Source organism: Verrucosispora sp. NA02020, from assembly GCF_013364215.1.
GTDB lineage: Bacteria > Actinomycetota > Actinomycetes > Mycobacteriales > Micromonosporaceae > Micromonospora.
Map to the genome: position 1 here is coordinate 2762374 of NZ_CP054923.1, position 26416 is coordinate 2788789.

The window sequence follows — 26416 nt, forward strand, 5'->3', positions numbered from 1 at the left end:
GCCGCTGGTGTGGAGAACCGGTGGTGCGGGCTACGGTGCCAGGGCGTGCGGCGGTGTCAGGCTCGCCCCCGGCTCTGCAGCCGGTCGAGTGCCACGGCTGCGATGAGGACCGTGCCGGTCACCACGCCCTGCCAGAACGAGGAGACTCCCATGAGACCGAGTCCGTTCTGCAGGACCGCGATCAGCAGCACCCCGACCACCGTGCCGCTGATACCGCCGATACCGCCGAAGAAGCTCGTTCCGCCGAGCAGGACGGCCGCGCCGGCGGTCAGGGCGATGGTGGAACCCGCGGTAGGTGAGGCAGCCGAGAGGCGGCTCGCCATCACCAGGCCGGCCAGCGCCGCGGTCAGTGACGCGATGGTGTAGACGGAGATCAGCACCGCCGTGACGTTGATGCCGGCGAGTCTGGCGGCCTCGCGGTTACCGCCGACGGCGTAGACGGCCCGGCCGAACGGGGTGAAGCGCAGCACGGCGCCGGCCAGCAGCACCGCGCCCAGGGCGATCCAGATCGGCGCCGGTACGCCGAGGACACTTCCGTTGCCGATGGCGTAGAAGATGCCGGGGGAGTCGATCGAGTACGTACTGCCGTTGGTGGAGACCTGGACGAGCCCGCTGATCAACGTCATCGTGCCGAGGGTCACCACGAAGAAGTTGAGGCGGAAACCCCCGATGAGCAGGCCGTTGAGCCCGGCGCCGAGCAGCGCCCCGGTCGCGAGCCCGGCGACGAGCGCCACCGGCGCCGGTGCCCCGGCATCCAACACGAAGTAGACCGTGACCCCGGTCGCGGCCATCACCGAGCCGACCGACAGATCGAAGCCCGCGCTGAGGATGACGAAGGTGAGCCCGACCGCCACCAGCATCAAGGGACTGTTGGTCGCCAGGACGTTGAGGATGTTCGCCTTCGTCAGGAAGAACGGTTGGGTGCTGATCAGATAGACGAGCAGGATCAGCAGGCCACCGAGGGCGCCCCCGTACCCCTTGACGCTCTGGTAGACGTGGCCCACGACGGCCCGGCCGGCCGGTTGCGCCGCGATCGCAGTGTCACTGCTCATGTCCACCGGCCGCATAGTGGGCCACCTCCACCTCTTCCAGTCCGTCGCACTCGCGCTCGGCCACGACGCGCCCGTCGAAAAGCACCAGCACCCGGTCGCAGACACCGATCAGTTCGGAGTTCTCAGAACTGCTGAGCACCACCGCCACCCCGGCGGCGGCCAATTCGTCGATCAGGCCGTAGATTTCCGACTTGGCACCCACGTCGATGCCCCGCGTGGGCTCGTCCAGCAGCAGAAGCCGGGGGCCCAGCGCGATCCACTTGGCGAACACCACCTTCTGCTGGTTGCCGCCGGAGAGCTCGCCGGCCAACCGGTCGGGGTCCGGTGGCCGGATCCGCATCCGCTCGATCAGCTTCGTGACCGTGGCGGCCTCGCCGCGCCCGGAGATCGGCCGCAGCGAGAGCCGCCCCCGGGCGAGGGTGATGTTCTGCGCCACGCTGCGGCTCAACACCAGGCCCTCGCCCTTGCGGTCGCCGGTGACGAAGGCGACGCCGGAACGGATCGCCGCTCTGGGCGAACCGGCGCGCAGTTGCCGGCCGTTGACCTGGATCCGGCCCTCGGTGGGCCGGTCGGCACCGAACACCGCGCGCAACACCTCCGTACGCCCGGAACCCACCAGCCCGGCCAGCCCGAGCACCTCGCCGGCCCGGACGGTGAAGGACACGGTCTCGGCCCGGCCACCCGCCGCGAGCCCGGAGACCTCCAGGACCGGTTCCCCCGGACTGCGCCGACGGGAACGGTGGAAGTAGTCGTCCAGGGAACGCCCGACGATCAGTCGGGTGATCCGGTCCTCGGTCGCCTCCGCCACGGGCAGCGTGCCGACCACCTGTCCGTCGCGCAGCGCGGTGATCCGGTCCGCGACCTGACTCAGGTCGGGGAGCCGCTGCGAGATGAAGATCAGCCCCAGGCCCTGGTCCCGCAGGCGTCGCACGATGTCGAACAGGGCCTGGGCCCGGTCCTCGGTCAGCGAGCTGGTCGGTTCGTCCAGCACGATCACCCTGGCCTGGGTGGCCAACGCGCGGGCGATGGCCACCACCTGACGGTCGTTGGGGGCCAGCGCCGACACCGGTGTCTCGGGATCGAGGGTCGACTGGAGCTGGTCGAGGACCTGTGCGGCCTGTTCCCGCATCCGTCGCCGGCTGACGACCGTGCCGGCCCGGGGCCACCGTCCGAGGACGATGTTCTCGCCGACGCTGAGGCTGTCGACCAGCGGAACCTCCTGCGCGACCGCCACGACGCCGTGCCGGGCGGCGTCCTGCGGGGTACGCAGGGTGACCGTCTCACCGTCGACGCGGATCTCCCCGGCGGAGGGTTGCAGCTCACCGTAGGCGATCTTCATCAGGGTCGACTTGCCCGAGCCGTTCTCCCCGACCAGCCCGTGCACCTCACCCGGGCGCACCTCGAAATCCACCCCGGAGAGCGCGGCCACCGGGCCGAACCTCTTGTGGATTCCGGTCAGTTGCAGCAGCGGAGCGCTCATTCCCGTACCCCCGCTCCGGGCCGGGCCGTCGTGCCGGCCAGCCCGACCGGATGCCGACCGGCCCACGGGCGGGCGTCCTCCAGCTGCGCGGCGAGCTGGAGCAGCAGGTCCTCGCGGCCGTAGTCGGCGACGAGTTGCACGCCGAGTGGCAGGCCGTCGCGTTCGAACAGCGGCACCGCCACGGCGGGCTGGCCGGTGCTGTTGAACTGGGGAACGAACCGGAGGAACTCGATGGACCGCCGGACCCCGGCCGGCCCGTCGAACCAGCCCAGCGGCGGCGGCGGCCACGGCGACACCGGCGTGACCAGCACGTCGTGTTCCCGCCACCAGGCCAGCATCCGCTCGCGGTACCGGTCCATCCAGGCCATCACCCGCCGGTGACTGGTGGCGTCGAGGGCCCGCCCCCGCTCGATCCAGAAACGCGAGATCAGGCCGTGCTCGCTCTCGTCGACCGGGCGACCGACCATCGTCGGGATCAGCTCGGCGAGGAGGCTGACCGCAGGGCTCAACGCGTCCACGAACCGTTCGTGGTAGTCCGGGTCGAACAGCGCCTCGGGGTGTGAGGTCCGCACGGTGTGCCCGAGCTGGCCGAGCAACTCGCCGCACTCCCGTACGGCGTCGCGGTTGGCGGGCTCGACGAACTCCGGCGGCAGCCGGTCGGCGTCGAGGAGCCCGATGGTGAGCCCGGCGGCGGGACGGGTGATCGCCTCGGTGTAGCTGCTCGACGGTGCAGGCGCGACCGCCGGATCGCCCGGCTCGTAGCCCTGGAGCAGGTCGAGCAGCGCGGCCGTGTCGCGCACCGACCGGGTGAGCACCCCGAACGTCGCGTGACCGACCAGGGCGTCCGGGGTGTCCGGGCCGGAACTGACCCGGCCCCGGCTGGGCTTGAGCCCGACCAGCCCGCAGTAGGCCGCCGGGTTGCGGATCGACCCGCCGCCGTCGCTGCCCTGGGCGAGGGGGACCATGCCCGCCGCCACCGCCGCGGCGGCGCCACCGGAGGAGCCCCCGGCGACCCGGTCGAGGGCCCACGGGTTGCGGGTCGCGCCGTGCGCGGCACTCTCCGTGCTGCCCGCCAGGCCGAACTCGGGGACGGCGGTCCGGCCGAGTACGACGAAACCGGCGGCCCGCAACCGGCGGGTGGCGTGGGCGTCCCGGGTGGCCCGGTGGTCGGCGTCGCGCAGGACCACCGAACCCTGCTGGTCCGGCTCGCCGGCCATCGTGCAGCCGAGGTCCTTGAGCAGCATGGGCACTCCGGGGAAGGGCAGGTCCGAGCGCCCGGCCAGGGCGTCGGCCTCGGCGACCGCGGCGGCGAAGCGGCGGTGGATCACGGCGTTGACCGTCGGATCCATCCGTTCGATCCGCGCGACCGCCGCCCGCACCAGGTCACCGGGCGTGAGCCGGCCCGCGTGGACCAGGGCCGCCTGGCTGTGGGCGTCCAGCCAGGTCAACTCCTCGGTAGTAGTCATCGCTCTCCCTGCTCGGTGCCGGCCGGTCAGCGCAGGTGGTCCGGGCATCCCCCGTTGGCGCAGGTCAGCTCGCCACTTTCGATCTGCCTGATCGCCTCGTCCCAGTCCAGGCGCTCGCCGATGGTCTCCTGGGTGTAGAGCTCCGGCTGCAGGTAGGTGACCGGCTTGACCGTCTCGCCCGCGAGGAGCCGCCGCATGATCTCGACCCCGACGAGGCCCTGACGCCAGGGAACGAGGTCGACGATCGCGTCGATCTGCCCCTGCTGCACCGCGCGGGCACCCTCCGGGTCGCCGTTCTGCCCGACGATCACGACACCGTTGATGCCGGCCCGCTTGAGCGCCACCGCGGCGCCGATCGCGCTCGCCGTGTTGTAGGCCATCACCGCGTCGATCTCGCCCCGGAACCGGGCGATCGCCTCGGTGGCGGCCCGCTCCCCGCCGGCCTGGTCGTCGGTGGCGTTGTCGACGGTGCCGAGCCACTCGATGCCCGGCCGGTCCTCGGTCACGTACTTCTCGTAGTTCTCGACCATGAACTTGATCGAGGGAACGGGAGCGCCGATGCCGATACCGAGCACGCGGCCCTTGCCGTCGAGCCGCTCGGCCACATGGTCGGCGAGCAGCCGGGCGCCGCCGACGTCGGAGTTCTGGTTGAAGGCGGCGTCGTAGGGCGCGACCGGTTCGGTCGGCTCGTTCTCGGAGATGATCGCGGAGGCGCCCAGCACCTTGATCCCGGCGGTGCGGGCACGTTCGAGGGCGGGGTCGACCGCGTTCGGGGCGAGCGGGAAGACGATCACGCCGTCCATCTGCTGGGCGACGAACTGGTCGATGTCGGAGACCTGCTTGTTGGCGTCGAGGGCGGCGTCGAGCACGGTCACGTCGATGCCGGCGCGCTTGCCCGCCGCGATCGTGGCCTGCCCCCAGGCGCGGTCGAGCGGTTGTGACGACACCGGGTCCGACAGGCCCACCCGGTAGGAGCCGTTCGCGGCGGCGGAGTCATCGCTCCCGCAGGCCGCCACGGAAGGTAGGAGAAGAACTGCCACCGTCGCCGTCACGGCAGAGGTTTTCCACTTCATCTGGCACTCCCAAATGGTCGAGACACCGCGGGACGGATCGGGGATACGGGGTTCGGCAACTACGGGGAACTTCGGCGGCCTGCATCACTGAGGACATCACGCTCCGTGCGGGCCACACGCTTGCCGTACTATGTACCGTTCGATGTCACCCGGTCAAGGGGTGGATACGTGATCGTGACTTCCAGGGTCTCCCACCAGCTCGATCGAGAGGTCGGGTCGTCCTCTCGTTGGCCTTTCGCCGGGCGTGCACCCTTTTCTGAAGATGAAGGTGCTCACGCGAAGTAACTGCGGGCGGCAATCCCTGGTCGTTCCGGACAGCCTACCGTACGTTGTACGAGTCGACACCGGTTCGGTGACGGCCTTCGGCGAGACACGGAGGTGGTGGTATGAGTCTGGGATTCGGCACGGCGGCGCGGATCGGACATCTCTATCCGTCCGGTGGCCTCTGCGACTACGAGTTGCAGTTGATGGCCCCCGACGGGGTGCAACTGGTGACCACGCGGATGCCGTTCCGTCGTTCGAGCCTGGCCGACGATCATGCGCTCCTGGCCGACCTGGAGGCGCACAGCCGGCTGCTGGCCGACGCCGAGGTCGACCTCATCGCGATGAACTGCACCGCGGCCACGCTGCTCGCCGGCCCGGAGTCGGTGAACGCCCGCATCCACGCGAGCACCGGTCTGCCCTCGACCACGACCATCGAGGCGGTGCTGGACGCGCTCGAACGCGCCGGGATCGGCCGGATCGCGTTGCTCACCCCGTACGTCGAGGAGGTGACCTCGGCCGAGGTCGAGCTGCTCACCGCCCGCGGTCTCGAGGTCGTCTCCGTCGCGAGCCTGCCCTGTGCGACCCCGGTGGAGCAGGCCACGCACGACCCGCAGGTCTGGCGGGACCTCGCCGCCGGTCTGGGCGGCAGTACCGCGGACGGGCTGTTGATCAGCTGCGCCGGAATCCGGCTGGCGCCGGTGCTGGCCGCGATCGAGGAGGACTTCGGCCGACCGGTGGTCGCCAGCAACCAGGCACTGCTCTGGCACTGCCTACGGATCTGCGGCGTGGCCGAGCGGCCACCGGGATACGGCGCGCTGTTGGCGGGGGAGTTCGATTGAGCGCCCGCCGTCGGTATGTCGACACCGCTCTCGGGCAGGTGCACCTGGTCGAGTGTGGCGCGGGCCCGCCGGTCCTCTTCCTGCACCAGACCCCGCGATCCTGGCACGAGTACGCCGGGGTGCTGCCCCTGGTGGGTCAACGCACCCGCGCGATGGCGATGGACACCATCGGGTTCGGCCAGTCGGCGCGGGTGACCGACCCGTGGTCGATCGGGCTCTTCGCCGACGGGGTCGAGGCCCTCCTCGACGCACTCGACCTGCCGTCCGTGGCCCTCGTCGGCAACCACACCGGCGCGGTGGTGGCGGTCGAGGTCGCCGCGCGGGCCGCCGAGCGGGTTTCCGCGCTGGTGCTCTGCGGCATGCCCTACGTCGACGAGGCACGTCGCCGCCGGGTCCGGGCCCAGCCGCCGATCGACCACGTCGAGCCGCGTGCCGACGGCACCCACCTGACCGAGCTGTGGTCCCGCCGCCGGGGCTTCTACTCACCCGGCGAGGAGCGCTTCCTGACCCGGTTCGTGGCCGACGCGTTGGAGGTCGCCGACCGGGTCGAGGAGGGGCACGTGCGGGTGAACGAGTACCGGATGGAGGACCGGCTGCCGCTCGTCCGCGCGCGCACGCTCGTGCTCTGCGGTGCGGACGACCACTACTCGCTGCCGGACGTGCCGATCCTGTCCCGGCTGCTCGCCTGCCGCAGCGTGGTGCTGGCCGATGGCGGGGTCGCCCTGCCCGAGCAGCGTCCCGAGGCTTTCGCCCGAGAGGTGCTCGCGTTCCTCGACGGTGCCGAACGGTGAACCCTTGACCCGTCGTACTATGTACGGTACAAAGCTTTGACGTGGTCGACACAGGCCAACGCCCCCCGATCGGCAGGAGCATGACGTGACCGAGCAGCAGCTCACGGAGGCCGCTGAGCGCCTGCACGAGGCGGTGCGCACCGGCCGGCCGTGCGCGCCCGTGCGGGATCTGTTCGCCCCGGGTGACGTCGACGGCGCCTACGCGGTGCAGCGGCTCAACGTCGCACGTGCCCAGGCCGCCGGCGCGCGACGGGTCGGCCGAAAGATCGGCCTGACCTCGGTCGCGGTGCAGCGGCAGCTCGGCGTCGACCAGCCCGACTTCGGCACGTTGTTCGACAGCATGGCGGTGGGTCAGGACGAGCCGATCGCGGCGACGCGGCTGCTCCAGCCGAAGATCGAGGCCGAGGTGGCGTTCGTCCTCGCGGTGGACCTGCCGGACCGTCCCGTCACCACGCTGGACGTGCTGCGGGCCACGGAATTCGTACTTCCGGCTCTGGAGGTGGTGGACAGCCGGGTGGCGGCCTGGGACATCACCATCGTGGACACCGTCGCCGACAACGCCTCCAGCGGCCTGTTCGTGCTCGGCACCAGGCCGGTGTCGCCGGGCGCGATCGACCTGCCGGCGGCGCCGATGCGGCTCGACCGCGACGGCGTGGAGGTCTCCGCCGGCGCCGGCGCGGCCTGTCTGGGCGATCCGGTCAACGCGGTGGTCTGGCTCGCCAACACCGCCCAGCGCCTGGGTGATCCGCTGCGCGGCGGCGAGCTGGTGCTCAGCGGGGCGCTCGGCCCGATGGTCCCGGTGACCCCGGGGGCGCGGTACGCGGCCACGATCGGCGGCCTCGGCACGGTGCGCGCGACGTTCGGCGAGGAGGGCCAGTGAGCAGCACGACGAAGGTGGCCGTGATCGGCTCCGGAAACATCGGCACCGACCTGATGATCAAGGTGCTCCGGCTCTCCGAGACGCTGGAGATGGGCGCCATGGTCGGCATCGACCCCGCCTCCGACGGGTTGGCCCGCGCCGGGCGGCTCGGCGTGCCGACCACCGCGCAGGGCGTCGAGGGGCTCGTCGCGATGCCGGGCTTCGCCGACATCGAGATCGTCTTCGACGCGACCTCGGCGGGCGCGCACGCCCACCACGACGCGGTACTTCGCCGCCACGGCAAGCAGGTCGTCGACCTGACGCCGGCGGCGATCGGGCCCTACGTGGTGCCGACGGTCAACCTCGACGAGCATCTGCAGTCGCCGAACGTGAACATGGTGACCTGCGGTGGCCAGGCGACCATTCCCATCGTCGCCGCGATCTCCGCGGTGACACCGGTCCGCTACGCCGAGATCGTGGCCTCGATCGCCTCCCGGTCGGCGGGGCCGGGCACCCGGGCCAACATCGACGAGTTCACCGAGACGACCGCCCGGGGCCTGGAGGTGGTCGGTGGGGCCACCCGGGGCAAGGCGATCATCGTCCTGAACCCGGCCGAGCCGCCGCTGATCATGCGCGACACCGTGCTGTGCCTGGTCGACGACTGCGACCAGGCCGAGGTGGCCGCCTCGGTCGCCGAGATGGTCGCCCGGGTCCAGGAGTACGTGCCGGGATACCGGCTCAAACAGCAGGTCCAGTTCCGGCGGGTGGCGCAGGGGGAACCGGTCGACGCGCTCACCGACGCCCCCGGCGGGCACGACTGCTGGGTGGTGCAGGTCTTCCTCGAGGTGGAGGGGGCCGCCCACTATCTGCCCGCGTACGCCGGGAACCTGGACATCATGACGTCCGCCGCGCTGCGCGTCGCCGAGCGGATGGCGCGACGGGAGGCACAGGCATGAGCGGGCCCCGGGTCTACGTCCAGGACGTGACGCTGCGCGACGGCATGCACGCCGTTCGGCACCGTTACTCGATCGCCCAGGTGACCTCGATCGCGGCCGCCCTCGACGCGGCCGGCGTCGCCGCCATCGAGGTCACCCACGGCGACGGGCTGGCGGGCAGCAGCCTCACCTACGGACTCGGCGCCCACACCGACTGGGAGTGGATCAGCCAGGCCGCCACGGTGGTGCGCGACGCGAAGCTCACCGCGTTGCTGCTGCCGGGCATCGGCACGCTGCACGATCTGCGCCGCGCCCACGACCTCGGCGTGACCTCCGTGCGAGTCGCCACCCACTGCACCGAGGCCGACATCTCCGCACAGCACATCACGCACGCCCGTGAACTGGGGATGGACGTCTCCGGCTTCCTGATGATGTCGCATCTGGCCGAGCCGGCGGAACTGGCCCGACAGGCCACGCTGATGGAGTCGTACGGAGCGCACTGCGTCTACGTGACCGACTCCGGCGGTCGGCTGACCATGGACGGCGTCCGCGACCGGGTCCGGGCCTACCGCGACGCGCTGCGCCCCGAGACGGAGATCGGCATTCACGCGCACCACAACCTCGGGCTGGGGGTGGCGAACTCGGTCGTCGCGGTGGAGAACGGCGCGTCGCGGGTGGACGCCTCGTTGGCCGGCCAGGGCGCCGGCGCCGGCAACTGCCCGCTGGAGGCGTTCATCGCCGTCGCCGATCTGCTCGGCTGGCAGCACGACTGTCAGCTCTTCCCGCTGATGGACGCGGCGGACGACCTGGTCCGGCCCACGCAGGAGCGACCGGTGCGGGTGGACCGCGAGACGCTGACGCTCGGCTACGCCGGGGTGTACTCCAGCTTCCTGCGGCACGCGGAGGCGGCGGCCGAGCGCTACGGGCTCGACACCCGGTCCATCCTCGTCGAGGTCGGCCGACGAGGGCTGGTCGGCGGGCAGGAAGACATGATCGTGGACGTCGCGCTGGACCTGGCAGCGGCGTCGACCGCCGCCTCCGGCACCGGCGATGCGGAGGGAGAGCAGCCATGACGGTGTCGGAACCGGAGTGGGAGCTGCTGGTCCGGACCATGCGGTGGGAGTCCGACTGCGTGATCTCGGTGGTCCTCGAGGACCCCGACGGCGGCGAGCTGCCGGCCTGGGCGCCGGGCGCCCACATCGACCTGCTGCTGCCCGCCGCGACGCGGCAGTACTCCCTCTGTGGCGACCCGGCGGACCGGCGCCGCTACCGGGTGGCCGTGCTGAACGAGCCGGCCAGTCGGGGCGGCTCGCGGTATGTCCACGAGTCGCTGCGCCCCGGCGACCTGGTCCGGGTGCGTGGCCCCCGCAACCGGTTCGCGCTGGAACCGGCGCAGCGGTACCTCTTCATCGCGGGCGGCATCGGCGTGACGCCGCTGCTGCCGATGGTGGCGCAGGCGCAGGCCGACGGCGCCGACTGGCGGCTCGTCTACGGCGGCCGGTCGCGACGCACCCTGGCCTTCCTCGACGAACTGGACCACCACGGCGACCGCGTCCATGTGGTGCCCGAGGACGAGGCGGGCCTGTTGAACCTCGCCGAGCTGCTCGGCGACCTCCGGCCGGGCACCGTCGTCTACTGCTGCGGGCCCGAGAGGTTGCTCGACGCCGTCGAGGAGCGTTGCGCCGGATGGCCCGGCGGGACGCTGCACCTGGAGCGGTTCCGGGCCCGGGAGGTCGTCGTCGAGGGGGAGGACCGCCCCTTCGAGCTGGTCTGCGCGGCCTCCGGCGTCACCGTGACGGTGGGGGCCGACGAGAGCGCGGTGGATGCGCTGGACGCGGTGCAGGTCTCCATTCCCAGCGCGTGCCGGGAGGGCATCTGCGGCACCTGCGAGGTGAAGGTCCTCGACGGCGTCCCGGACCACCGCGACTCTCTGCTCACCGACGAGGAGCGGGTGGCGGGCCGCACCATCATGCTCTGCGTCTCCCGGGCTTCCGGTGAACGTCTGGTCGTGGACGCGTGACCTGGGGATCTCTTGACTCCCGTGCACTAGACCGTACTATGTACCGGACATGCGTAGTCCGGCGAAACGCCAGCCGAGAGGACGGGTCATGACTGTTCAGCCCAAGGACGAGAGCGCGCCGTCCCGCCCCACCGCCGGTCGCGCGAACCGACCCCAGCCCGGCCAGGACTGGTCGCAGTGGCCCACCTACGACGCGGCCACGCTGGGCTTCCGCAACTACTGGTACCCCGTGGTGTGGGAGCGCGAGATCGGCGACAAGCCGCACGCGGTGACGCTGCTGGGCGAGAAGATCGTGCTGGTCCGCAAGGGCGACGTCGTGCACGCCCTGCACGACCGGTGCCCGCACCGCGGCGTGCCGCTCTCCCTCGGCCGGCGTCAGTTCCCCGGCACGGTCAGCTGCCCCTACCACGGCTGGACCTTCGACGTCACCAACGGCAAGCTCGCCGCCGTCCTCACCGACGGCCCGGAGTCGCCGATCTGCGGCCGGGTGTCGGTCAAGACCTACCCGACGGCACAACGCCTCGGACTGGTCTGGGTCTTCGTCGGCGACGACGAGCCGCACCCGATCGAGCAGGACATCCCGGCGGAGCTGCTCGACAACGACCACGTGCTGGGCGGCAAGTACGACATCCGCGAGGGCAACTGGCGCTTCGCCGCCGAGAACGGCTTCGACGAGGGGCACGCGAAGTACCTGCACAACACCGCGCTCTGGCGGCTGTTCAAGGTGATGCCGGCCTGGAACAAGACCCGGGTGGAGGAGCACGGCCCCTGGCTGATCCGGGTGCAGGACGAGGTGCACTGGGACGCGCACTTCCCGGGCCTGGGCACCTTCACCAACAAGCGCTGGTGGAAGCGGATGCCGCTGCCCGACGCCCCGGGCAAGGGCAAGAACGTCAACCCCGTCATCGCCGGCCTGAACCTCCCCGGCTTCGTCTCGATCCGGTTGCCCGGGCTGCTGCGGGTGGCGTACCCGGACTTCATCCACTACGAGTGGTACGTGCCGGTGGACGCCGACCGGGTCCGCTACGTGCAGATCATGGTGCGGTTCGAGGACGGACCCAAGGGCCTGCTCTTCAAGGCGAAGTACCTGGCCGCGATCCGATGGCTGTTCCACGGGCAGTTCACCGCGCAGGACGCGTGGATGGTCGACGTCATGGACGCCCCGCCGGAGAAGCTCTACCGGCCCGACCTGTCCATCACCGGCTGGCGGCGAATGATCGAGAAGGCGGCGCCCACGCCGCAGCCGCACAAGGCACCGCCGAATGGCTGCTGAGGCACTGCGGGTCGACGCCGCCGGAGTGGCGTTGCACTACCGCGAACTGGGCACCGGCCGACCCACCGTGGTGTTGCACGGCGGCGGTCCCGGATGCTCGGCGTGGAACGACTTCGGCCCGGTCGCGGATCGGCTCGCCGCCGGGCGCCGACTGATCCTGCTCGACCTGCCGCAGTTCGGGGCCTCCGACGTGCCCGTGGTGACCGATCCGGTCTTCAGTTGGCACGCCCGGCATCTGCTCGCGGCCCTCGACGCGCTCGAACTGCCCACCGTGGATCTGGTCTGCCAGTCCTTCGGCGGCTCGGTCGCGCTGCGGCTGGCCGCCCTGGCACCCGAGCGGGTGAGGCGGATCGTACTCACCGGCAGCGTGCCGATCCCGAACCCGACCGGCACCGGTGTCTCCGGACCGGCGATCCGGGACACCTACTTCGGCGGCGACGGACCGTCGTTGGCGAAGATGGCGGACCTCATCGGCAGGTACGAGTGGTTCGACCGCGCGGGAGCGCCGGCGCAGACCGTGCGCGACCGGTACGCGGCGAGCATCCGGCCGGAGTGCCGGGCCATCGCCACCGACGCCGGCCGACGCGGCGCCCCCGAGGACCTCACCCGACACCTCCCACAGGTGGCGGCGCCGGTGCTGCTGCTCTGGGGCTCGCACGACCCCTTCGCCGACCCGGCGTACGCGCTGCGCCTCGCGTCGGCGCTGCCCCGCGCCGACGTCCACGTGCTCGGTCGCAGCCGACACCACCCGCAGCAGGAGCGGCCGGCGGCCTACACGGCCGTGGCCCGCGCCTTCCTGGACGCCGACTGACCCGCCTCGCCGACTGACCCGCGTCGCCGACCGGCGAACCAGCGGACGTCCCGCAGTACACCCAGTGGAGGAGGACCCATGCGCAAAGTGTTGCTGTCCGTTCCGGTGCTGGCCGTCGCGGCCCTGACCATCCCGCCGGTACGCCGGTGGCTGGACACCGTGCTGATCCGCACCACGGGCACGACCGTCCGGACGAACCGGAGGGTGTGAGGTGTCCGCGACCGCGAGGAGCACCGACGTGAGCACGACCCCCCAGGAGCGGGAGTGGATCACCGCCGCCCGGGACCAGATCGACCGGGCCGAGCTGCGCGACCTGATCGCCGGGATGACGAGCATCCCGAGCCCCACCGGGCAGGAGGCACCGCTGGCACGGTGGCTCGCCCAGGAGTTGACCACCCGCGGTCTGGACGGCCGATACCAGCCGATCGACGAGGAGCAGGGCAACGCCGTAGGCCGCCTGCGCGGCGACGGGACCGGCGCCGACCTGCTGCTGTACGCCCCGATCGACACCCTCACCGTCGGCACCGAGCAGGAGGACCTGCCCTGGATCGGCGACGAACTGCGGCGCGACATGCGGGCCGAGGCGTCGATCGAGGGCGACTACGTGCTCGGCCTCGGTGCGAGCAACCCCAAGGGACACGGCGCGTGCCTGATCGCCGCTGTCGACGCCGTCCGCAGGGCCGGGGTGCCGCTGCGCGGGGACGCGATCGTCGGCCTCGGCGCGGGCGGCATGCCCACCAACCGTCGCCCCGGGGCGACGCGCTACAACGCCGGTCAGGGCAACGGCTGCTCGTTCCTGCTGGAACAGGGCGTCTGGGCGGACTACGCCCTGATCGCCAAGCCCGGCTGGGCCGTGCACTGGGAGGAGGTCGGGCTCTGCTGGTTCGAGGTCACGGTGCGCGGCACGTACGGCTATGTCGGTAGCCGGCACCGGGTGCCGTACCGCAACGCCATCGTCGACGCCGGCATCGTGGCCCAGGGCCTGGAGCGCTTCTTCGTGGCGTACGCCGAGTCGCACACCCGGGGTCTGGTCGCGCCGCAGGGCCACATCGGCTCCATCGAGGGCGGCTGGCCACGCACCGCCGCCATCTCGCCCGCCCAGTGTCGACTCCGGGTCGACCTGCGGCTCGGCCCGGACCAGGACCCGATGTCCGTCAAGCGGGAGTTCGAGGCGGCGCTCGCCGGGATCGTCGCGGCCAACCCCGGACTCGACGCCAGCTCGGAGATGACGTTGTCGATCCCGGCCACGGCGACCCCCGAGGAGAACTGGATCGTCCGGGCGGCAAAGGCCGCCTGGGCGGAGAGCGAGGGCCGGCCGCACGAGCCGATCCTGGCCAGCAGCGGCGCGACCGACGCGAACATCCTGCGCGCCCGGGGGCTACCGACCGCGCGGATCGGCATGAACCGGGCCGGCGCGGGCGCCCCGCTGCCGGTCGACTTCCCGATGGGCATGAACGTCGTGGACGTACGGGAGATGGAGCGACTCACCCGCACCCTGATCCACGCGATCGTGACCACCTGCACCCGCGACCGCGCAGAGCTGGAGAAGCTGCCATGAGCTCGATCGTCCTCGGTGTCGGCGCCTCGCACAGCACCCTGATGAACACCCACTGGGACGAGGTCGCGGACGAACCCGGCGCGATCGACTTCCGGGCGGGCCTCGCGGCAGCCCGCGACGAACTCGCACAGGCCCGCCCGGACACCGTGGTCATCATCGGCTCGAACCACTTCCGGGGCATGTTCCTGGACCTGATGCCGGCGATCACGGTCGGGGTGGGGGAGGTGCTCGGCGCCGGAGAGGCGAAGACCCCCGAGGGGCGGCTGCCCGCCGACCCCGAGCTGGCCCGGCACCTGGTCGACACCCTGAGCGAGGACTTCGATCCCGCCTTCTCGCTGCGAATGCAGGTCGACCACGGGATCACCCACAGCTACCAGCACCTGGTGCCGTCGTTGGACGTGCCCATCGTGCCGGTGGTGGTGAACATGTTCGCCCCGCCGCTGCCGTCGTTGCGCCGCTGCCATGCGCTCGGCGCGGCGATCGGGCGGGCGATCCGCGCAGACGGGCGGGACAAACGGGTCGCGGTCATCGCCTCGGGTGGCCTGTCCCACCGGCTGCCCTGGCCCAAGTGGTACGAGACGCTCTCCGACGACGACCGCTTCCTGGTCGAGGCATGGCTGGAGGGCCGCAACTCCTGGCAGGAGTACGAGGTCCGCCGACGCCAGATCATCCGGGCCGCCGAGGCGGACATCAACCCCGAATTCGACAGGCGGTTCCTGGCGGCGTTGGAAACCGGCGACCTCAGCGAGTTCGTCGGGCTCTCCGCCGAGCAGGTCGACGAGGAGGCCGGCAACGGCGCCCAGGAGATCCGTTCGTGGGTGGCCATGGCCGCCGCGGTCGGCCCGGCCCAGAGCACCACCCACGCGTACGCGCCGATCGCGCAGTGGCTGACCGGCATGGCCGTCGCCTCGCTGCGTCCCGCCTCCTGACCGTAGACAGACTCCCGAATCGAGGTATCCATGAGCATCTGGACCGACCTGACCGAGCTGGAGTTCCAGCTCCGCTTCGTCGACGCCAACGGGGTCCGCACCCGGACGCTACAGGCGGGTTCGGGCGACCCCGTGATCTTCCTGCACGGCACCAGCGGGCACCTTGAAGCGTTCGTCCGCAACCTGCCGGCGCACGCCGCGCGCTTCGCCTGCCACGCGATCGACATGCTGGGCCACGGCTACACCGACACCGTGGCGGAGCCCTACCGCATCGAGCGGTACGTCCGGCACGTGCTGGACTACGCGGATGCCGAGGGTCTGGACCGCTTCCACATCGTCGGCGAGTCGCTGGGCGGCTGGGTCGGCGGACGGCTCGCGGCCGACCACCCCGACCGGGTTCGTCACCTGACGCTGGTCGCCCCCGGCGGCACCGTCGCCAACCCGACCGTGATGGAGCGGATCAAGACCAGCACCCGCGCCGCGGTCACCAGCGACGACATCGACCTGACCAGGAAGCGCCTGCACCTGCTGATGTACGAGCCCGCCAAGGACGTCAGCGAGGAACTGGTGGAGATCCGCCACGCGATCTACCACCGTCCCGAGTTCGTCGCGGCGATCGACAACCTGCTGGCGTTGCAGGAGATCGAGAACCGCCAGCCGGACCTGCTCACCGAGGAGCAGATGGGCCGGATCCAGGCGCCCACCCTGATCGTCTGGGGCGCGGAGAACCCGTTCGGTGAGATCCCCGAGGCCAACCGCATGCACAAGAGCATCCCCGGCTCCACACTGGAGATCTTCCCGAAGTGCGGCCACTGGCCGCAGCACGAGCACAGCGAACGCTTCGACGAGCTGAACATCGCGCACCTGTCGAGAGCGGCGTGAGCGTCCGGATCGGCATCCGGCTGCCGGCCTGCCGCCCGGTCGACCAACTGGCCCGGGCGGCACAGCGCGCCGAGGAACTCGGCTTCGACGAGGTCTGGGTGCCGGACTCCCAACTGCTCTGGCGAGACGTCTTCGCCACCCTGACCGCGATGGCGCTGCGCACCGAGCGGCTGCGCCTCGGCACGGCGGTGACCAACGTGGAGACCCGGCATCCGTCGGTGGTCGCCTCAGGGGCACGGACCGTGGCCGAGGCGGCGCCGGGCCGTTTCGTGCTCGGCGTCGGAGTGGGCAACAGCGCGGTGGAGCCGGTCGGGCTGCGCTCCACCACCCAGGCCAACCTGCGGGAGCGGCTGGGGCAGGTCCGCGACCTGCTCGGCGGCGCGGAGGTCGACTTCGGCCCGGTGCGCTCGCGGCTGCGCGACCCGGACGCCGAGCTGCCGGTCTTCGTCGCGGCGAGCGGACCGAAGAACCTGCGGCTGGCCGGTGAGATCGCCGACGGGGTGATCCTGCTCTCCGGGGTCTCCCCGGCGACCCTCACCGCAGGTCTCGGCCGGGTCCGGGAGGGCGCAGAGGCCAGCGGCAGGTCCCTGGCGGACCTGGAGATCGTGGTGTCGGCGTACTGCCACGTCACCGACGACGTCGAGGCCGACGCCCGGATGCTCAAGCCGATCTGCGCGGGGATCGCGCAGAAGGGCGGCGCCGCCGCGCTGGCCCTGGCCGGGATCGACGTGCAGGTGCCGCCGGTCGTGCCGGGGCTCTACCCGGACACTGTGCACGCCGAGGACTGGGCCGAGGCGGTCCGGGTCTGCGGTCAGTGGATCACCGACGAGATGGCGGTGCGTTTCGCCCAGGCGTTCTGCCTCTTCGGCACCACCGCACAGATCGCCGCCCGGATCGACGAGGTCGCGGCGGCGGGAGCGACGAACGTCTTCCTCCAGCACGTCGGCTCCTACGACCTGCCGTACGAGCTGATGGAGTCCTTCGCGGACAACCTGTCCGCCAGAGAACGGTCGGCATGAGCGGCTCGCTCGTCCCCGCACTCGTCGCCCGCGCCGACGCGGTGGTCGACGCCGTCGACCCGAGCGTGCGCACGCGCGTCGGCCTGCACCTGCTGGACGCGCTGGGCTGTCTGGTCGCGGGCGTGACGCATCCCAGCGTCGCCCCGCTGCGCCGCTTCGCCGACCTCGTCGACGAGGCGGGGCCGGTGCCCGTGCTGGGCGACGCCTCGCCCCGTTCGCTGCGGACGGCGGTCCTGCTGGAGTCGACCTACCTGCACCTGGACGAGTTCGACGCGATCCACTCGGCCGGTGCCGTGGTGCCACCGGCGGTCGTCGTACCGGCGGCGCTGGCCGTCGCCGCCCGGGTCGGCAGCTCCGGCCGGGACCTCGCCGATGCGCTGCTCGGCGGCTACGAGGTGGTCGTCGAGGCGGGGCTGCGGCTCGGCGGCCCGGGACTGTACGCGTACCGCTGGTGGCCCACCGCCGCGCTCGGCGCGCTCGGGGCGGCCTGGGCCACCGCCCGGTTGCTGGGTCTGGACGAGGCGGGCCGGCGGCAGGCGGTGGCGCTGGCCGCGCACGCCAGCGGTGGCCCGATCGGCGGCGGGGCGCTGGGGGAGGGGCACTACCTGGCGGGCGGTCGGGCGGCGGCCTGCGGCGTGGAGGCCGGCTACCAGGCGGCGGCCGGTCTGCGTGGGGACGTCGCGTTGCTGGACGGGGGGCTGCCGGGAGCGGCGGTGCCACCGACGCCGCCGACCGGGAGCAGCATGCCGCACCTGCTCGGCTGTGCCGTCAAGCGCTACCCCTTCGCCCGGCCGTTGCATGCCGCGCTCGCCGCGCTGGACCGACTGTCGGCCGAGGGCACGCCGGTAGCGAGGGCGCGGCGGGTGGAGGTGCACCTACCGGCCCCGTTGTGCCGCTTCGTCACCGACACCCGGTCGCCGCAGGGGCCGGCCGAGGCGGCAGCGAGCGCCACGGTCGCGGTCGCGGCCCATGTGGCCGGCCGCACCCGCGACGTCACCTTCATCCGCGCGGCGCTGTCTCCGGCGGCGCCCCCGGTCGAGCTGGTGCCCGCCGAGGACCTGACGGCGGATCTGCCGGCGCGCTGGAGCGCTCGGGTGGAGGTGTATCTGCCCGACGCGGAGCCCGTCCGGGCGTACGTGGGCGATGCGCCCAGCCTGGACGACGAGCGGGAGATCATCGAGAAGTACCACCGGAACGTGGGAGCGGCGATGCCGGGCCCCACGACGGAGCTGATCGGGCTGTGTGCCGGCCTGGACGAGCTGCCGTCGGCGGCCCGGCTGCGTGCGGTGCTTCTTGCGACGGTGACGCCGACGACGATCGGATGAGGCGCCCTCAGCCTCGCGGCCGATCGCAGGAACGCTGTACGGTATGGTGCACCAACGAGGATCGGTGGTGAGTGCTTCACGGCCACTTGGAGGATCGACGATGCCGGCTTCCCGCACGAGCAGAACGTCGCTGCCCCGCAGCACGGTCACCCGCGAGCACATCATCGAGGCGGCGACGCGGATCGCGGACGAGGAGAGCATCGAGGCCCTCACCATCCGCCGGCTCGCCGCCGACGTCGGCAGCGGTGCGATGACGCTCTACAGCTACTTCCGCAACAAGGAAGAGATACTCGACGCCATCGCCGACCACGTGCTCGGTGGCTTCACCCTGCCGCCGGCAGAGGAGACGGAACCGCGGGCGGTGGTGCAGAGCCTGGCCTCGGCGTTCCTCCGGATGATGCGGGAGCATCCCAGCATCGTGCGGCTCTTCACCACCCGCGTGACCACCAGCCCGGATTCGCTGCGTGGCGCGATGGAGGCGGTGGTGGGCAGGCTGCGCGAGGTCGGGTTCGAGGGCCGTGAGGCGGTCCAGGCGTACGGTCTGATCGTCCACTACACCCTCGGCTTCGCCAGCTACCAGGCACCCCGACCGTGGGGCAAGCCCGACCTGCCCGACGTCGAGGAGTTGTGCCGCCAGCGGACCCACTTCTACTCCGCGTTGCCCCTGGCGGAGTTCCCGAATCTGGTGTCGCTCGCCGGCGACGTGACGACGCTGCCGAGCGACGAGCAGTTCCAGTTCGGATTGGACTGCCTGCTCGACGGGCTCCTGCGTCGGATTCAGGCGAACTGACCAGCGGAAACACCTTCCGCCCCGCGCCTCGTTCCGCCGCCAACCGTTCTTGATTACCCGTATCGTACGAAGTACGATACGGGTAATGTCAGGCTCGGAGTTCCGATCACCAGGAGAGGTGGCCCCGACGATGCTCGGGAGAGCCACCGCGTCGGCGCGCAGACGACCGGCGCGGACGTGAACGCAGCGAAGGTCGTCGCCCTGGTCGGCACCGGCGGCACGATCACGGGCTGGTCGCCGAGCAGTCTGGACCTGACCGGTTACGCGGAAACGGAGTCGCAGCGGCTGTCGCTGGCCGAGGTGGTGGCCGCCGTGCCGGAGGTCGCCGACATCGCCGAGATACGGCAGATCAGCCTCCCCGCAGCCCCGAGCCACGCCCTCGACCTGCCGGACATGCTCGGCATCGCCGGACACGTGCGCACCGCCCTGGCCGACGACGAGGTGACAGGGGTCGTGATCACCCACGGCACCAACACCCTCGAGGAACTGGCATTCCTGCTGGAGTTGGTGCTCGCACCCGGCAAGCCGGTGGTCCTCACCGCCGCGATGCGCCCGCTCTCGGCGCTGAGCGGGGACGGCCCGCTCAACCTCGTCGACGCGGTACGGGTGGCAGCCAGCCCACAGGCGGCGTCGCGGGGACCGGTGGTGGCGATGAACGGGGCGATCTGGTCACCCCGTCGGGTGACCAAGGCCAACACCGCCGGATCCGACGCCTTCCGCAGCGCTGAACTGGGACCGCTCGGCTTCGTCGACCCCGATGGCACCGTGATCTTCCACCACCGGGAGGAACACACCCCGCCGGTGCTGGACGTCATGGGCGCCTCCGTACCACGGGTGGATCTGGTCGTCTCCTATCCCGGCGCCGACGGGGTGCTGGTCGACGCGGCGGTCGCCGCCGGCGCGGCCGGTCTGGTCAGCGCCGGCACCGGTGCCGGATTCCCCACTCCCGCCGAACACGCCGCCCTGGTCCGCGCGGTAGCGGCTGGGGTGGTGGTGTGCCAGTCGTACCGCAGCGCTGCGGGCCGGGTGCGACTCAGCCCCCGACTGCGCCGAGCCGGCATCGTCGCCGGTCAGGGCCTCAACCCCGGCAAGTGCCGGATCCTGCTCGCGCTCGCCCTCGCCACGGGCGCCGAGGCCGGACGGATCCAGGAACTACTCGACCGCGTCGACGGCCGCGAACGGGGCGACGGACCGCGGTGACTCAACGCGCGCGACGGTAGTGCACGGCCACCACACCGTTGCGGAACGGCTCCGCCGAGACCAGTTCGAGCCGGCGCGTGCCGGGCAGCCCGCCCTGGTGCAGCGTCGGACCGTGGCCGGCGATCCGAGGGTGGATGAGCAACTCGTACTCGTCGATCAGGTCCAGCCGGTCGAGCTCGGTCGCCAGCGTGCCGCTTCCGAGCAGGACCCCGGCCGGTGTCTCGTCCTTGAGCTTCTGCACACCCTCACGCAGGTCACCGTCGATGTGGTGGCTGTTGGCCCACGGGAAGTGGTGGCGCGTCGACGACACCACGTACTTGGGTTTGGCCTCCAGCTTGACCGCCCACTCACGCAGGGCCGGCGGCGCCTGTTCGTCGCCGCGAGCGACGGCCGGCCAGGCGCTCTCCATCATCTCGTAGGTGACGCGGCCCCACAGCATGGCCCCGGCCTCGTCCATGAGACGAGTGAAGAAGGCGTGCGTCTCGTCGTCGGCGATCCCCTCCTGGTGGTCGACGCAGCCGTCCACCGTGAGGTTGAGTCCGAAGGTGAGCAGTCCCATGACCGGCGAGTCTAACTCCGGACGTCGCCCCACCCGGGGAACTCCGGTCCGGCGACGCACATGAGGCGAGTCGCGCGCAGGACCGACCGATTGACCGGCCGATCCGGCGCGAGCCGCCGCCTCCGACACTCGTGACGTGGGCCTACCCGAGCGACGGTCCGCCGGTACGACCGACCACACGGAAGGACCCCATGACCGCGACGGCGATCGAGAAGCCCGACTTCACCGGGCTGCGTGCGATGTACATCAACTGCACCCTCAACCGGTCTCCCGGCCGTAGCCACACCCAGGGGGTGGTCGACCGCAGTGTGGCGATCATGGAGGCGAGCGGGGTCAGCGTGGACCAGATCCGCGCGGTCGACCACGACATCGCCACCGGCGTACGACCCGACATGACCGAGCACGGGTGGGACGGCGACGAGTGGCCGGCGTTGCTGGCGCGGGTGTTGGCGGCCGACATCCTGGTCATCGCGGGTCCGATCTGGCTGGGTGACAACAGTTCGGTGACGCGTCGGGTGATCGAGCGGCTGTACGGCTATTCGGGTGTCCTCAACGAGCAGGGCCAGTACGCGTATTACGGGCGGGTCGGTGGCTGTCTGCTCACCGGCAACGAGGACGGCCTGAAGCACTGTGCGATGAGCATCCTGTACAGCTTGCAGCACATCGGTTTCACGGTGCCGCCGCAGGCCGATGCGGGGTGGCTCGGCGAGGTCGGCCCCGGGCCGTCCTACCTCGACGAGGGTTCTGGTGGGCCGGAGAACGACTTCACGAACCGCAACACGGCGTTCATGACGTACAACCTGCTGCACCTGGCGTCGATGATCCGCCAGGCCGGTGGGTTTCCGGCATACGGCAACCAGCGCACCGCCTGGGACGCGGGAGTGCATCCGGACGCCGCCAATCCCGAATACCGCTGACGCCACGGCCGAACCCCGGACAGGACCGGGCTCTCGCCTCCGCCACACCACGAACAGGATGAGGACCGACGAGCACCACCTTCGGGGCCGTGGAACTGGCGCTGCCGGGCCAGGTCGTCGAGATCGGCGCGGTCGTCCTGCTCGACCTGCCGCGCTGACCCGTCGTGCCCCCTGGTCGACCGTGCATCCGCAAGCAGGCCGCAGCGTTCGCCACGTGGAACCCACCGGACGCGCCTACGCTCGGAAGGCGCTCGACGGGTGCGACCGGCCGAACCCGAGGACCCGACTCCGACGACCGTTACCTGCTGGTGACAGCGCCAAGGATGTGAGTGATCATGACAGATCCGGTATCGATGAGTTGGCCGAGCCTGCGGGTGTCGGACTGGACCGACACCCGCGACACCCTGCACATGTGGACCCAGATCGTGGGCAAGATCCGTATGGCGCACGCCCCGATGGTCAATCACTGGTGGCAGGTGACGTTGTACGTGAGCCCACGCGGGTTGACGACGTCCGCCATCCCGTACGGGACGGGAGCCTTCGAGATCGAGTTCGACTTCATCGGCCACCGGCTCGACGTGCGTAGCAGCGACGGTGGGGTGCGGAGCCTTCCGCTGCGGCCGATGGCGGTCGCCGAGTTCTACTCGCGGGTGATGGCGATGCTCGACGAACTCGGGATCGCCGCACCGATCCGACCGCGCCCCAACGAGGTCGACCCGGCGATCCCGTTCGCCGAGGATCATGAGCATGCCTCCTACGACGGTGCGGCGGCGGCGCTGTTCTGGCGGCAGTTGGTGCAGGCGAACCGGGTGGTGGGTGAGTTCCGGTCGCATTTCGTGGGCAAGGTCAGTCCGGTGCATTTCTTCTGGGGCGGGATGGATCTGGCCTGCACCCGCTTCTCCGGCCGGTCGGCTCCGCCGCATCCGGGTGGGATGCCCAACTGTGGGGACTGGGTCATGGTCGAGGGCTACTCCCGCGAGTTGTCCAGCTGCGGGTTCTGGCCCGGCGGCGGTGCCGAAGGCGCCTTCTACTCGTACGCCTATCCCACACCGGACGGCTTCGCCGAGCAGCCGGTCGGCCCCGATGGCGCGTTCTTCAGCACCGAGTTCCAGCAGTTCCTGCTGCCGTATGAGGTGGCGCGTGCCGCACCGGATCCGGACCGTGCGGTCGCCGAGTTCCTGCGCACCAGCTACGAGGCCGCCGCGAACCTCGGCCACTGGGACCGCGCCGCGTTGGAGGACGACCCACTGCGCTGGCAGCGCACCGACGCACCCTGACGACCGCCACCGGTGTCGGCACCCACCGGCGGCTCGAACGGTCCACGGCACCGCCCGCACGGCGGTCTAGCTGAGCCGCAGGTCCCCGTCGAAGTCGATCCTGGCTAGCTCGGCACGCGAGGTGATGCCCAACTTGGGATAGACGTTGGCCAGGTGGTGGCCGACCGTACGGGGACTGATCAACAGCTGCGCCGCGATCTCCCGGTTGGTCAGACGGTCCGCAGCCAACTGCGCCACCCGCAACTCCTGCACGGTCAACCCCGCAGCGGTCGAAGGATCGGCCCCACGCCGGTCGGTCAGCGCCAGCTCGCGTAGCGCCCGCCCCCGCAGGGGGCCCGCGTCCAGGCGGTCGAAGGTCTCGGCTGCGGCGACCAGCTGAGTACGGGCGTCGGCCCGGCGACGTGCGCGCCGCAGCCACTCCCCGTACAGCAGCCGAGTGCGGGCGTACTCGAACGGCTGCGCCCCCGCTCCCGCGACGTCCAGGGCGGCTCGGAACGAGACCTCGGCCGCCGAGCCGCCCTGGACGAGGGCCCGGAGACGATGACCGGCCGCGCGGGCCCAGGTCGCCCCCGACCGCTGCGCCCACTCCTGCACCATGGCGATCTGAGACTCGGCGACGTCGCCGTCACCGACCTGCACCGCCGCTTCGACGGTGTCCACGGCGGCGAGCAACGCGAAGGTGGCATGGGACGCCTCGTGGCCCGACTCGACGAGGCACAGCAGGTCGCTCAGCGCCTCCTGCGGACGACCGTCGAACAGCGCCGCCCGGCCACGAAGCCAGTACGCCGACGCGGTGAGCGCCCGCACCCCACGCGGTACCGAGAATCGCAGGATCCCCCTGGTGTGCTTGTCGACGGCGCGATGGTCGCCCCGGGCCGCAGCCAGTACGCCCAGGCAACTACGGCTCTGCGTGGCGAGGTGCGCCGCCCCGACCTCCTCGGCCAACCGCAGGCCCTCGGCCGCCGCCGCCTCGGCAGCACCCCACCGGCCCGCCGCCGTGTCGAGGACCGCGATCTGCGCCAACACCAGCGCCAACGCGGTGAGCTCGTGTCGACGTCGCAGCTGTGCGGCCTGCACCCGCAGCACGTCGAGCAGCCGAGCCTCCACGCCCCAGACCTGGGCCAACGGTACGGGCGGAAGCAACTCCCAGGCGACCGTACCGAGCCGACCGACGGCATCGCTGGCCAGCTCCGGGGACGGCGGGGGAAACTCGCCGCTCAGGTCGTAGCAGGACCACCAGTTCCGCAGCACGGGCATCAGCCCCGACACCGTCGCGTCACCGTCGGTGTCCACGGCCCGCAGCCGGTGCAGCGACTCCTGCTGCAGGTCGGAGCGACCAGCAGTCCAGGCGGCGCGGACCGCGACCGTACCCAGCTCCACCGCGCGTCGGGCCTCGGTGACCACGGCCATGTCGCCCGCCAGGTAGTGGTGGGCACGCTCAGGCATGCCGTACGCGAACTCCAGGATCCCGCGCAGCCCCCCGCTCAGCCGGACGACGGGCTGCACACCGCCCAGGCGTTCGGCCTCTTCGAGCACCTGCCGCGCCGTGTCGGCCTGGCCGGCATGCCAAGCGGCGCGGGCGGCCGCAGCCAGCCGGCGTGCGGCGTCCCCCGGCTCCGGCGACAGCTCGGCGGCCCGACACAGAGTCCGCGCCGCCATCGAACCCGCACTGCGTCGCAGACATTCCTCGGCGGCGTGTTGCAGCAGCGTGGCGACGTCCTCGTCCGGCCCGTCCGCAGCGGCCGCCAGGTGCCAGGCCCGCTCCATGGTGGCGTCCCGCGGCAGAGCCTCGGCCAGCGCCCGATGCGCCGCCTGCCGTTCCGAGAAGGGGGAACCGTCGTAGACGGCTGCCGGGATCAGCGGATGCCGGAACTCCAGGCGGGCACCCGAGGCACGGAGCAGACCCGAGCGCAGGGCCGCGTCCCAGGTGGCGGTGTCGACGCCCCAACCGGCCCCCGCCCGGTGCACCACGTGCCGGTCGCCCCGACCCTGGGCGGCAGCCAGCAGCAGCAACGCCCGGGTCGACGGCTTCAGGGCCTCGAACCGTGCGCGGAATGCCCGCCGCAACCGTGGCCCCACCGACACCGCGTTCCCGGACGGCGACAGCGTCGAATCGCCGTCGGTCTCGTGATCGAGGGCGGGCAGTTCGTGCAGCGCCAACGGGTTGCCTCCCGCCGCCTGCACTGTCCGCTCGACAAGCGTCGCGTCGGCCTCCGGCACGACGGCGCTCACGAGCCGGCGGGCGTCGTCGTCGGCCAGACCGCCGATCTCCAACGTCGGCAGCCCCTCCCACGGCCCCGAGGCAGGATCCTCGTGTCCGGTCAGCAGCACCGCGACCGGCTCCGTCGCCACTCGACGAGCGACGAACCCCAGGCAGTGCGCGCTCGCCTCGTCGACCCACTGCGCGTCGTCCACCACGACCAGCACCGGTCGCTCCCGCGCAAGACCGGACAGCAACGACAGCACGGCGGCGCCGATGAGGAAACGGTTGGCCGGGTCCCGGCTCATGCCCAACGCACCCCGCAACGCCGCAGCCTGCGGGACCGCGAGCGTCTCCAGCCGATCCAACACCGGCCACAGCAGTTCGTGCAGCGCCGCGAACGCGAGCCCTGCCTCCATCCGGGTGCCCCGACACCGCAACACCGTCGCGTCGGACGCCGCCTCGACGGCGTACCCCAGCAGAGCGGTCTTGCCGATGCCCGGCTCACCCCACAGCACGAGCCCGGAACCCGCGCGATCCGCCGCCCGATCCAGCAGCCGGTCCAGCACCGCGGTCTCGGCGCGCCGTCCGAACAGCTCCATGTCCCACCCCAGAATGTCGCGCCCGGCCGTGATGGCACCGCCGTTTTCAAGGCTATAGCCCGGTCTGCCCCATCGCGGACGACCGATCGACCGACCGATCCGCGTCGGCCACACTGCGGCACACTCGATCCGTGACCCCTTTCCGGCCGGACCGCTGCTTCTCCCGGCGGATCGGTCCGTTCGCGCTCGACCGCGTCGGGCGCGTCACCCATGACAGCGCGGACACGTCCGAGGCGTCAGTGACGCGGTGTCACGAACGCTGGTGACGTGGTGTCACTGCTCGTAGCAACACCGA

Annotated in this window: 24 protein-coding genes; 18 read left to right on the forward strand and 6 right to left on the reverse strand. The window is 71.6% G+C overall.

The window, feature by feature from the left end:
• Positions 1 to 56 precede the first annotated feature (56 nt).
• Genes HUT12_RS12120 through HUT12_RS12135 form a run of 4 tightly spaced genes read right to left on the reverse strand, consistent with a single transcriptional unit; the run spans position 57 to position 5071 of the window.
• Positions 57 to 1052, reverse strand: a complete 996-nt coding sequence (locus tag HUT12_RS12120; RefSeq protein WP_161594909.1) for an ABC transporter permease — start codon at positions 1050 to 1052, stop codon at positions 57 to 59.
• Complete coding sequence (locus tag HUT12_RS12125; RefSeq protein ID WP_176093423.1) at positions 1042 to 2532, reverse strand: sugar ABC transporter ATP-binding protein; 1491 nt, start codon at positions 2530 to 2532, stop codon at positions 1042 to 1044. Before HUT12_RS12125 ends, HUT12_RS12120 begins: the two co-directional genes overlap by 11 nt.
• Positions 2529 to 3998 carry an amidase gene (locus HUT12_RS12130; protein WP_176093424.1) on the reverse strand — a complete coding sequence of 490 codons (1470 nt, stop codon included), beginning with the start codon at positions 3996 to 3998 and terminating at the stop codon, positions 2529 to 2531. The genes HUT12_RS12125 and HUT12_RS12130 overlap by 4 nt, the downstream gene beginning before the upstream one ends.
• 26 nt (positions 3999 to 4024) lie before the next feature.
• Positions 4025 to 5071, reverse strand: a complete 1047-nt coding sequence (locus HUT12_RS12135; RefSeq protein ID WP_176093425.1) for a sugar ABC transporter substrate-binding protein — start codon at positions 5069 to 5071, stop codon at positions 4025 to 4027.
• 386 nt (positions 5072 to 5457) lie between these two features.
• Between HUT12_RS12135 and HUT12_RS12140 the strand changes: the two genes are divergently transcribed.
• The 16 genes from HUT12_RS12140 to HUT12_RS12210 all read left to right on the forward strand — a co-directional run bounded on the left by HUT12_RS12140 (position 5458) and on the right by HUT12_RS12210 (position 20566).
• Positions 5458 to 6174, forward strand: a complete 717-nt coding sequence (locus tag HUT12_RS12140) for an aspartate/glutamate racemase family protein (protein WP_176093426.1) — start codon at positions 5458 to 5460, stop codon at positions 6172 to 6174.
• Positions 6171 to 6965 carry an alpha/beta fold hydrolase gene (locus HUT12_RS12145; RefSeq protein ID WP_176093427.1) on the forward strand — a complete coding sequence of 265 codons (795 nt, stop codon included), beginning with the start codon at positions 6171 to 6173 and terminating at the stop codon, positions 6963 to 6965. The genes HUT12_RS12140 and HUT12_RS12145 overlap by 4 nt, the downstream gene beginning before the upstream one ends.
• Before the next feature lie 85 nt (positions 6966 to 7050).
• Complete coding sequence (locus HUT12_RS12150; protein ID WP_176093428.1) at positions 7051 to 7845, forward strand: 2-keto-4-pentenoate hydratase; 795 nt, start codon at positions 7051 to 7053, stop codon at positions 7843 to 7845.
• Complete coding sequence (locus HUT12_RS12155) at positions 7842 to 8780, forward strand: acetaldehyde dehydrogenase (acetylating) (protein ID WP_131051819.1); 939 nt, start codon at positions 7842 to 7844, stop codon at positions 8778 to 8780. The genes HUT12_RS12150 and HUT12_RS12155 overlap by 4 nt, the downstream gene beginning before the upstream one ends.
• Positions 8777 to 9832 (forward strand): 4-hydroxy-2-oxovalerate aldolase, encoded by a 1056-nt coding sequence (gene dmpG, locus HUT12_RS12160; protein WP_176093429.1) that lies wholly within the window; start codon positions 8777 to 8779, stop codon positions 9830 to 9832. The genes HUT12_RS12155 and dmpG overlap by 4 nt, the downstream gene beginning before the upstream one ends.
• On the forward strand, positions 9829 to 10779 hold the full coding sequence (locus tag HUT12_RS12165; RefSeq protein WP_176093430.1) for a PDR/VanB family oxidoreductase: 951 nt from the start codon (positions 9829 to 9831) through the stop codon (positions 10777 to 10779). The genes dmpG and HUT12_RS12165 overlap by 4 nt, the downstream gene beginning before the upstream one ends.
• Positions 10780 to 10867: 88 nt before the next feature.
• Positions 10868 to 12052: an aromatic ring-hydroxylating dioxygenase subunit alpha gene (locus HUT12_RS12170; RefSeq protein ID WP_131051816.1), complete on the forward strand. Its 1185-nt coding sequence runs from the start codon at positions 10868 to 10870 to the stop codon at positions 12050 to 12052.
• Positions 12042 to 12863, forward strand: coding sequence for an alpha/beta fold hydrolase (locus tag HUT12_RS12175; protein WP_176093431.1), 822 nt, complete (start codon positions 12042 to 12044; stop codon positions 12861 to 12863). Before HUT12_RS12170 ends, HUT12_RS12175 begins: the two co-directional genes overlap by 11 nt.
• Positions 12864 to 12941: 78 nt before the next feature.
• A complete protein-coding gene (locus HUT12_RS33190) occupies positions 12942 to 13073 on the forward strand; it encodes a hypothetical protein (protein WP_255446597.1) in 132 nt (43 codons plus the stop codon).
• Positions 13074 to 13101: 28 nt separating this feature from the next.
• A complete protein-coding gene (locus HUT12_RS12180; protein ID WP_201272292.1) occupies positions 13102 to 14421 on the forward strand; it encodes a M20 family metallopeptidase in 1320 nt (439 codons plus the stop codon).
• Positions 14418 to 15350: an MEMO1 family protein gene (locus HUT12_RS12185; protein ID WP_176093432.1), complete on the forward strand. Its 933-nt coding sequence runs from the start codon at positions 14418 to 14420 to the stop codon at positions 15348 to 15350. Before HUT12_RS12180 ends, HUT12_RS12185 begins: the two co-directional genes overlap by 4 nt.
• Before the next feature lie 30 nt (positions 15351 to 15380).
• On the forward strand, positions 15381 to 16232 hold the full coding sequence (locus HUT12_RS12190; RefSeq protein WP_131051813.1) for an alpha/beta fold hydrolase: 852 nt from the start codon (positions 15381 to 15383) through the stop codon (positions 16230 to 16232).
• The gene (locus HUT12_RS12195) at positions 16229 to 17251 is read left to right on the forward strand and encodes an LLM class flavin-dependent oxidoreductase (RefSeq protein ID WP_131051812.1); all 1023 of its coding nucleotides are present in this window, start codon (positions 16229 to 16231) and stop codon (positions 17249 to 17251) included. The genes HUT12_RS12190 and HUT12_RS12195 overlap by 4 nt, the downstream gene beginning before the upstream one ends.
• Positions 17248 to 18576 carry an MmgE/PrpD family protein gene (locus HUT12_RS12200; RefSeq protein ID WP_176093433.1) on the forward strand — a complete coding sequence of 443 codons (1329 nt, stop codon included), beginning with the start codon at positions 17248 to 17250 and terminating at the stop codon, positions 18574 to 18576. Before HUT12_RS12195 ends, HUT12_RS12200 begins: the two co-directional genes overlap by 4 nt.
• A 100-nt stretch (positions 18577 to 18676) precedes the next feature.
• Positions 18677 to 19366 carry a TetR/AcrR family transcriptional regulator gene (locus HUT12_RS12205; RefSeq protein ID WP_131055310.1) on the forward strand — a complete coding sequence of 230 codons (690 nt, stop codon included), beginning with the start codon at positions 18677 to 18679 and terminating at the stop codon, positions 19364 to 19366.
• A gap of 177 nt (positions 19367 to 19543) precedes the next feature.
• Entirely contained in the window at positions 19544 to 20566 is a 1023-nt protein-coding gene (locus HUT12_RS12210) for an asparaginase domain-containing protein (RefSeq protein ID WP_161595020.1), read from the forward strand.
• Position 20567: 1 nt separating this feature from the next.
• Here HUT12_RS12210 and HUT12_RS12215 read toward each other — a convergent pair whose 3' ends face one another.
• Positions 20568 to 21125, reverse strand: a complete 558-nt coding sequence (locus tag HUT12_RS12215) for a dihydrofolate reductase family protein (RefSeq protein ID WP_131055305.1) — start codon at positions 21123 to 21125, stop codon at positions 20568 to 20570.
• A 191-nt stretch (positions 21126 to 21316) separates the two neighbouring features.
• Here HUT12_RS12215 and HUT12_RS12220 point away from each other — a divergent pair, with 191 nt between their 5' ends.
• Both HUT12_RS12220 and HUT12_RS12225 read left to right on the forward strand, forming a co-directional pair.
• Positions 21317 to 22042 (forward strand): flavodoxin family protein, encoded by a 726-nt coding sequence (locus tag HUT12_RS12220; protein WP_131055303.1) that lies wholly within the window; start codon positions 21317 to 21319, stop codon positions 22040 to 22042.
• Positions 22043 to 22377: 335 nt separating this feature from the next.
• Positions 22378 to 23319, forward strand: a complete 942-nt coding sequence (locus HUT12_RS12225; protein ID WP_131055301.1) for a DUF5996 family protein — start codon at positions 22378 to 22380, stop codon at positions 23317 to 23319.
• 66 nt (positions 23320 to 23385) lie between these two features.
• Here the strand turns inward: HUT12_RS12225 and HUT12_RS33195 are convergent, their stop codons facing one another.
• Positions 23386 to 26121, reverse strand: a complete 2736-nt coding sequence (locus HUT12_RS33195; RefSeq protein ID WP_176093434.1) for a LuxR family transcriptional regulator — start codon at positions 26119 to 26121, stop codon at positions 23386 to 23388.
• Positions 26122 to 26416: the final 295 nt, after the last annotated feature.